General features: G+C 72.9%; 4 protein-coding genes. 3 read left to right on the top strand and 1 reads right to left on the bottom strand.

All coding sequences use genetic code 11. The features are described from left to right. Window positions 1-492: 492 nt before the first annotated feature. Window positions 493-2,688, top strand: coding sequence for a glycoside hydrolase family 6 protein (locus ABD345_RS35620; protein ID WP_344558401.1), 2,196 nt, complete (start codon window positions 493-495; stop codon window positions 2,686-2,688). A gap of 199 nt (window positions 2,689-2,887) precedes the next feature. Here ABD345_RS35620 and ABD345_RS35615 read toward each other — a convergent pair whose 3' ends face one another. Continuing rightward, on the bottom strand, window positions 2,888-4,648 hold the full coding sequence (locus ABD345_RS35615) for a glycoside hydrolase family 15 protein (RefSeq protein ID WP_344558400.1): 1,761 nt from the start codon (window positions 4,646-4,648) through the stop codon (window positions 2,888-2,890). A gap of 152 nt (window positions 4,649-4,800) precedes the next feature. Between ABD345_RS35615 and ABD345_RS35610 the strand changes: the two genes are divergently transcribed. Both ABD345_RS35610 and ABD345_RS35605 read left to right on the top strand, forming a co-directional pair. After that, entirely contained in the window at window positions 4,801-5,607 is an 807-nt protein-coding gene (locus tag ABD345_RS35610; RefSeq protein WP_344558398.1) for an SAM-dependent methyltransferase, read from the top strand. Beyond that, a complete protein-coding gene (locus ABD345_RS35605; RefSeq protein WP_344558396.1) occupies window positions 5,604-7,880 on the top strand; it encodes a putative bifunctional diguanylate cyclase/phosphodiesterase in 2,277 nt (758 codons plus the stop codon). The genes ABD345_RS35610 and ABD345_RS35605 overlap by 4 nt, the downstream gene beginning before the upstream one ends. The last annotated feature ends 255 nt before the right edge of the window (window positions 7,881-8,135 follow it).

Below are 8,135 nucleotides of genomic sequence, written 5' to 3'. Positions count from 1 at the left end.
GCCCGGGCGCGGGCGGTGCGCGGGCGCGCCGCAGGTGGGGCGCGGGGCGGATGGCCGTGGGACGGCCGGGGCGGGTCCTCGGCGGGCCGTCCCCGGTGCGGGGGTGAACCGTGGTGCGCAGCGGGCCTGTCGGGACGCCAGGTGCCCAGGTCGGACGGCCGGGGCCGGGCCCGCGCCGCGGCGCCGATGCGGTGCCGCGGCGCTGCCGGTGCGGCGCAGCTGGGGCGCGGCCGGGCGGTCGGGCCCCGGCGGGCGGCGTCCATTCGGTCCAGCGGGAGCGCTCCCACGGGTTCTGTCGAACTCCTTGACGGGAGTCCGAGGTCATGGCTTCATATCGGTTGTCCCCGAGCTGAGTTCGCCTCAGCCCGGGCCAAGTATGGGAGCGCTCCCATTGATTTGGGAGCGTTTCCGTCGAGTCCCTCCCCCACCCGAAAGGACTCCCTTACCGTGTCGGCAAATCTGACGCGTCGTCTCCGGACGGCTGCAGCGGCCGTGGTGCTCAGCGCCGCGACCGTTGTCCCCCTTGCCCTGTCGACCACCGCCGCCCACGCGGCGACCCGTGTGGACAACCCGTTCGTCGGCGCCGGGGTCTACGTGAACCCCGAGTGGTCCGCGAAGGCCGCCGCCGAGCCGGGCGGTTCGGCTGTCTCCAACCAGCCCACCGCCGTCTGGATGGACCGCATCGCGGCCATCTCCGGTGGCAACGGCACCATGGGTCTGCGCGACCACCTGAACGCCGCGGTGCAGCAGGCCGCGGGCAAGCCGTACGTGTTCCAGGTCGTCATCTACGACCTGCCGGGCCGCGACTGTGCCGCCCTGGCCTCGAACGGCGAGCTCGGCCCCACCGACCTGCCGCGTTACAAGAGCGAGTTCATCGACCCGATCGCCGCGATCCTGGCCGACCCGGCCTACGCGAACCTGCGGATCGTCACCACGGTCGAGATCGACTCGCTGCCGAACCTGACGACCAACGCGGGCGGCACCGCCACCGCGACCGCCGCGTGCGACGTCATGAAGGCCAACGGCAACTACGTCAACGGCGTGGGCTACGCGCTGGCCAAGCTCGGCGCGATCCCGAACGTCTACAACTACGTGGACGCCGGCCACCACGGCTGGCTCGGCTGGGACTCCAACCTGCAGCCGGCCATCGACACCATCAAGCAGGCCGCCACCGCGTCCGGCTCGACGGTCAACAACGTCCAGGGCTTCATCGTCAACACCGCCAACTACGGCGCGCTGCACGAGCCCAACTTCACCGTCGGCGACTCGGTGAACGGCACCTCGGTCCGCCAGTCGAAGTGGGTGGACTGGAACCAGTACGTCGACGAGGCGTCCTTCGCGAAGGCGTGGCGCACCAAGGCGATCGCGTCCGGGTTCAACTCGAACATCGGCATGCTGATCGACACCTCCCGCAACGGCTGGGGCGGCGCGAACCGTCCGGCCGGCCCGGGCCCGAAGACCTCGGTCGACGCGTACGTCGACGGCGGCCGCATCGACCGCCGCTTCCAGACCGGCAACTGGTGCAACCAGTCCGGCGCGGGCCTCGGCGAGCGCCCGAAGGCGGCTCCCGAGGACGGCATCGCCGCGTACGTGTGGGTGAAGCCTCCGGGTGAGTCGGACGGCGCGAGCTCGGCCATCGCCAACGACGAGGGCAAGGGCTTCGACCGGATGTGCGACCCGACGTACACCGGCAATCCGCGCAACAACAACAACATGTCGGGCGCCCTGGCCAACGCCCCGGTCGCGGGCCACTGGTTCTCGGCCCAGTTCCAGGAGCTGCTGAAGAACGCCTACCCGGCGGTCGGCACCAGCACCGCCGACACCACCGCCCCCACCGCCCCGACGGGCCTGGCGGCGACCGCCACCTCCAGCAGCGTCTCGCTGACCTGGACCGCCTCCACCGACAACGTCGGCGTGACCGGCTACGACGTGTACCGCGGCGGCACCCTGATCGGGTCCACCAACAGCACCTCGTTCGCCGACTCGGGCCTGACCGCCTCCACCGCGTACTCCTACACGGTCAAGGCGAAGGACGCGGCCGGCAACGTCTCCGCGGCCTCCGCGGCGCTCAGCGTGACCACCTCCGCCGGTGGCACCACCGACACCACCGCTCCGACCGCCCCGACCAACCTGGCGGCCACCACCACCTCCAGCAGCGCTTCGCTGACCTGGGGCGCCTCCACCGACAACGTCGGCGTGACCGGTTACAACGTGTACCGCGGCGGCACCCTGATCGGGTCCACCACCAGCACCTCGTACACCGACTCGGGCCTGTCCGCCTCCACCGCGTACTCCTACACGGTCAAGGCCAAGGACGCGGCCGGCAACCTCTCCGCCGCCGCCGCCGTCACCGCCACCACCCAGTCCGGCACCAGCACCGGCGGCGCCGGCTGCACCGCGACCTACAAGGTCAGCAGCGACTGGGGCGCCGGCTTCAACGCCGACGTCACCGTGACCGCGGGCAACACCGCGATCAAGTCCTGGAAGGTCACCTGGACCTACGCGGGCAACCAGCAGGTCACCAACCTGTGGAACGGCACCGTCAGCCAGTCCGGCCAGTCCGTGACGGTCAACAACGCCGGCTACAACGGTGCGGTGGCCGCCAACGGCACCACCAGCTTCGGCTTCGGTGGCAGCTACTCGGGCAGCAACGCCGTCCCGACCCTGACCTGCACCGCCACCAGCTGACACCAGGCAGCCGGTAGCACGCAGCGAACCGCGGCCGAACCCGACTGACGCGGGCGAAACCGCAACACGCAACACCGCAACACCCTAGAGGCGCCGCCCACTTGCAGAGTCTGCAAGTGGGCGGTCGCCCTTTTCGGCGTTCCCGCCCTTCGATGGAGCGCGCGGGCTCGGCAGCTCGGCAGCTCGGCAAGTCAGCCGCTCAACCGCTCAACCGGAAGGCGGTGTTGACCAGTGCGACATGGGTGAACGCCTGCGGGGTGTTGCCCAGCTGGCGGCGGGTCGCCGGATCCCACTGCTCGCTGAGCAGGCCCAGGTCGTTGGCCAACGAGGCGGTGCGGACGAAGAGTTCGCGCGCCTCGTCCCGGCGGCCGATCAGCGCCAGCGCGTCCGCCAGCCAGAACGAGCAGGCCAGGAAGGCTCCTTCGGAGCCGGACAGGCCGTCGGCCGCCCCGTCCTGGTAGCGGCGCACCAGCCCGCCGTGGTCCAGGCCGTGCTGGACGGCCTCCACCGTGCGCACCACCCGTTCGTCGTCCGGCGGCAGGAAACCGGTGCTGGCGACGAACAGCGTGGAGGCGTCCAACTCCTGGGACCCGTAGGAGCGGACGAACACCTGGCGGCGCGGATCGACGGCCCGCTCGCACACCTCGGCGTGCACCGCCGCGCGCAGCGCCCGCCACTGCTCCAGCGGGGCGGGCAGGCCGGTGGCCTCGGCCATCCGCACCGCCCGGTCGGCGGCGACCCAGGCCATCACCTTCGAATGGGTGAACTGCCGCCGCCCGCACCGCACTTCCCACAGTCCTTCGTCGGGCTCGCGCCAGCGCGCGGCCAGCGAGCCGAGCAGCGTGCGCAGCAGGCTCCACACCTGCCGCTCCATCGGGAGGCCGGCCCGCAGCGCCAGGTCGAGGGTGTCCACCACCTCGCCGTAGACGTCGAGCTGGAGCTGTCCGACGGCCGCGTTGCCGAACCGGACCGGCCGCGAGCCCAGGTGGCCGGGCAGCCAGTCGGCCTCGGTCTCCGGCAGGCCGCGCTCCCCGGCCACCCCGTACACCGCCTGCACGTCGGAGGGGTCGCCGGCCACCGCGCGCAGCAGCCACTTGCGCCAGGCGGCGGCCTCCTGCCGGAAGCCGCCGCGCAGCAGCGCGGAGAGCGTCATCGCCGAGTCGCGCAGCCAGCAGAACCGGTAGTCCCAGTTGCGCTCCCCGCCGGGCGCCTCGGGCAGCGAGCTGGTCGGGGCGGCGACGATCCCGCCGGTCGGCTCGTACGCCAGCGCCTTGAGGGTCAGCAGCGAGCGCAGCACCGCCCGCCGCCACTCGCCCCGGTAGCTGAGCTGCCCGGCCCACTCGTGCCAGCCGGCCAGCGTGGCGGCGAGCAGCGCCTCCGGGTCGGTGCGGGCGGTGGTGGCCAGGTGCGAGGGCTGCCAGGTCAGCACGAACGGGACGCGGGTGCCGGGGCGGGCGGTGAACTCGGAGACGGTGCCGCCGTCCGCGCCGTAGGTGTGCACGCCCGGCGGGACGCGCAGCCAGGCGGCGTCCGGCCCGGCGACGGCCACCCGGTGGTGCTCGGTGCGGCGCACCCACGGGTCGACCCGGCCGTGGTGGAAGCGCAGCCGCAGCTCGCCGCGGACCGGGACGGCGCCGCTGACGCCCTCGACGATCCGCACCAGTCGCGGGGCCCGGTCGCGCTGCGGCATCAGGTCGACCACCTTGACCTCGCCGTCCGGGGTGCGCCAGCGCGACTCCAGGACCAGGGTGTCGCCCAGGTAGCGGCGCCCGGTGCAGTCGCCCGCGCCGGCCGGGGCCAGCCGCCAGGCGCCGTGCTCGGGGGTGCCGAGCAGGGCGGCGAAGCAGCTGGGGGAGTCGAAGCGGGGCAGGCAGAGCCAGTCCACCGAGCCGTCCCGGCCGACCAGGGCGGCGGTCTGCAGATCGGAGAGGAGCGCGTAGTCCTCGATGTGTCCGCCCATGGGGGTGATTCTGCGCCGTTCGGGGGCCACCGCCAGGCGGGACGCGCCACGCCGCCGTTCGGGCGCCTTGGCTTGCGATGCGCACCATAAATATAGGAAGATCTTTATGTCCTATTGCCATTTTCGACTGCCACGCCGGAAGGAGTGCCGTCATGGCGCGTCCGAACTGGGTGCCCGCAGGGACCGACCTCGACAAGCCGAACGCCGCCCGGGTCTACGACTACTACCTCGGCGGGTCGCACAACTTCGAGGTCGACCGCCAGATGGCGCGCAAGGCGATCGAACTCTGGCCGGACCTGCCGAAGATCATGCGGGCCAACCGGGCCTTCCTGCGTCGAGCCACCCAGTTCGCCGCCGAGGAGGGCATCGCCCGCTACCTCGACATCGGCTCCGGCATCCCCACCTTCGGCGCCGTCCACGAGGTCGCCCGCGACTACCACCCCGACGCCCGGGTCGTCTACATCGACATGGACCCCGTCGCGGTCGCGCACAGCCGGCTGATCCTCGCCGACGACCCGCTCAGCCGGGTCGTCGACGCGGACCTGCGCAACATCGACGACCTGCTGGCCCGTCCCGAGGTCGAGGAACTGCTCGCCCCCGGCGAACCCGTCGCGGTCATCCTGAACGCCGTCCTGCACTTCGTCACCGACGCCGACGAGCCCGCCAAGATCCTCGCCAAGCTGCGCGAGGCCCTCCCCAGCGGCAGCATGCTGATCCTCTCGCACGCCTCCCTGGAGGGCCGCCCCGACCAGGCCGGCTCCCACCAGAGCCTCTACCGCTCCACCCCGACCCCGCTCACCATGCGCAGCCGCGAACAGATCACCGCCTTCTTCGACGGCTACGAACTCGTCGAACCCGGCGTCGTCTACCTGCCCGAATGGCGCCCCGACGACGCCGGGACGGTCGGTCCGCACCCCGAGCGGATGACCGGCATGGCCGGCGTCGGGCGCCTGTCGTGAACGAGTCAGCCGGTACGGACGGGCCCCCCGGTACGGACGGCGTGGTCGGTCCGGACGGTCTGATCGGTGCGGACGGTACGGACGGCGTGGAAGGCGCGATCGGTGCGGGCGGTGCGACCGCCACGGGCCCGGCCGCGGACCCGGATCCGGACGCGACGGCCGTCGCCGTCGCCGGGTTCCACGCCGACTGGGCCGCCATGCTGCGCACCGGGCACGGCGCCGCCGTGCGCCCCGGCGTGCTCAACCCGCTGATCGCCCGCACCGCCGAACTGCTGCACCGCGCCGCCCGGGAGCACCCGTTCCGCCCCGAACTGGCCGAACAGGCCGGCGCGCTGCTCATCGACAACCAGTTCACCGACCCGCAACTGCTCTCCGAGGGCGTGCAGTTGATCCAGCGCCAGCCCGTCCCGGACGACCGCGGCCCGGCCCTCGGCGGCGCCTTCGCGGCCGGCTGGGCGGCCGCCCTGCGCGAGCGCACGCTGCGCGAGCAGGAGGCGATCCGGCTCGCCGCCGACACCGCCCGGCAGGAGGTCGAGAAGGCCCTGCGCGCCTCCGAGGCCCGGTTCCGGGCGCTGTTCGAATCGGCGGCGATCGGCATCGGCCTCGGCGACACCGACGGCAACATCCTGGCCGTCAACCGGGCCCTCGGCGAGATCTTCGGCGGCGGCCCCGAGGACATGACCGGCGTGCGCGTCAACGACCTGGTCCACCCCGAGGACACCCCCGGCGTCTGGGAGGCGTACGAGGAGCTGATCAGCGGCAAGCGCGAGTACTTCCAGTTCGACAAGCCGTACTACCGGCGCGACGGCGAGGTGGTCTGGACCCACCTGACCGTCTCGCTGATCCGCGACGACGACGGCGTGCCGCTCTACCAGGTCGCCATGCTGGAGGACGTCACCGACCGCTACCGCCTCCAGGAGCGGCTGCGCCACCAGGCCACCCACGACCCGCTGACCGGCCTGCCCAACCGGGCCGCGTTCTTCGAACGGCTGGAGAAGATCTTCGAGGAGCCGGAGCCGGACGCCCGCTTCGGCCTGTGCTACGTCGACCTGGACGGCTTCAAGATCGTCAACGACAGCCTCGGCCACGACATGGGCGACCAGCTGCTGACCGTGGTGGCCCGCCGGCTGGAGAACGCGCTCAGCCCGCTCGGCCACATGGTGGCCCGGCTCGGCGGCGACGAGTTCGTGGTGCTGCTGGAGAACTGCCGCAGCGAGCAGGAGGCGGTGGCCGCCGCCAAGACCGTGCTCGCCGCGCTCACCAAGCCCGTGGTGATCGGCGACCACCGGCTCGCCGTCGGCGCCAGCGTCGGCGTGCTGGAGCGGCGGATCGCCACCACCACGCCCGGCGCCGCCGTCCGGGCCGCCGACCTCACGCTGTACCGGGCCAAGGAGGCCGGGCGCGGCCGCTGGACGCTGTTCGACCCCAAGGAGAACGCGCGCGCCGTCAGCCGGTACGCGGTGTCCGTGCGGATGCCCGCCGCCCTGGACCGCGGCGAGTTCTTCATCGACTACCAGCCGATGGTCGACCTGGCCTCCGGCGCGATGACCGGCGTCGAGGCGCTGGTGCGCTGGCGGCACCCGCAGCTCGGCGTGCTCGGCCCCGAGGAGTTCGTCGGCGTCGCCGAGGAGACCGGGCTGATCATGCCGCTCGGCCGCTGGGTGCTGGAGCAGGCCTGCGAGCAGGCCGCCGACTGGGTCGCCAGGTTCGGCGACCGGGCGCCCCGGCTGAGCGTCAACCTGGCCGTCCGGCAGGCCCGCAACGCCGGACTGGTCGGCGACATCGAACGCACCCTGCGCAGCACCGGCCTCGACCCGTCCATGCTCCAGCTGGAGATCACCGAGTCGACCGTGGTCGGCCCCGAGGACGAGGCGCTCAAGGCCCTGCACGCGCTGGTCGACATGGGCGTCTCGCTCTCCGTCGACGACTTCGGCACCGGCTGGTCCAACCTGGCCTACCTGCGCGACCTCCCGGTCTCCAACCTCAAGATCGCCGGCTCCTTCGTCGGCGACCTGCACGACCCCGCCAAGGACACCCACCTCGGCTGGCGGATCGTCAGCGGACTCGTCTCGCTCGCCCACACCCTGGGCCTGTCGGTCACCGCGGAGGGCGTGGAGAGCCGCGCCGACGCCGAGCGCCTGCGCCTGATGGGCTGCGACCTCGCCCAGGGCTGGCACTTCGGACGCCCCGTGCGGCCCGCCGAGATCGCCCGGCGGATCGCCGAGGCCGACCTGGAGGCCGCGCCCGAACCCGGCCTCGGCTACGAGAGCTGAAACCTTTCTGCCTGTGCCTGCAAGGCTTTGCTTGCCTGTCTGCGCGGCCCTGCTTGCCGGCTCTGCCTGCCTGTGCTGCGCTGCTTGCCGGCCTTGGCGGCTCTGCGGACCCGCGCGGCGCGGCTCCGCCGCCCCGGTGCCCCGGGGTCCGGCGTGCGGTCGGACGAACTGACGGGCCGTCAGCGTCCGGCTCGGTCCGGGTCCGGTTTGGCAGTTTCGGACCCGGCGGCCGGCCCCGCGCCCACCGGGCCCGGC

It is taken from the genome of Kitasatospora saccharophila (assembly GCF_039529925.1).
GTDB lineage: Bacteria > Actinomycetota > Actinomycetes > Streptomycetales > Streptomycetaceae > Kitasatospora > Kitasatospora saccharophila.
Note: the sequence above shows the minus strand (reverse complement) of the source record. Positions and strands in the feature narration are given on the sequence as shown.